Origin of the sequence: Acinetobacter sp. 22512 (genome assembly GCF_052044755.1) — a bacterium.
In the GTDB taxonomy this organism is placed as follows: Bacteria; Pseudomonadota; Gammaproteobacteria; order Pseudomonadales; family Moraxellaceae; genus Acinetobacter; species Acinetobacter pittii.
The window spans coordinates 1-374 of the sequence record NZ_JBQENP010000052.1 but is presented as its reverse complement, the minus strand read 5'-3'; the positions used below and the strand labels follow the sequence as shown (position 1 = coordinate 374).

The window sequence follows — 374 nt, the reverse complement described above, 5'->3', positions numbered from 1 at the left end:
GGGGTCGTCTCAGGAAACGGAAAATATAGCACGCTAAGGATTTTCACTCCGACTTCTTTTAACGATATCCAACACGGTATTTTTGCTTAGATTGACCAGCCGACCGACTTGTCGATAAGAGTGTCCAGCAGACACCAACTCCAACACTTTAGGTGCCAGACGATCTGACTTGGTACGTTGACCAGGACGACGACCAAACACAACGCCCCGCGCTTGTGCCGCTGCTACACCAGAGCGCACACGTTCACGTAGTAAATCTCCCTCAAACTCTGCTAATGCAGACATCACAGAAGCCATGAGCTTTCCCTGAGATGTGGAAAGGTCAAACTGCAAACCTGTTTGTGCCACCAGAGATACCCCGAAATGCCCAAGAT

1 protein-coding gene is annotated in these 374 nt (G+C 49.7%); it reads right to left on the bottom strand.

The annotated features are described in order from the left end of the window. Positions 1-33: 33 nt before the first annotated feature. On the bottom strand, positions 34-374 hold a 341-nt coding region (locus tag ACTJJG_RS19050), incomplete at its 5' end, for a recombinase family protein (protein WP_026471933.1).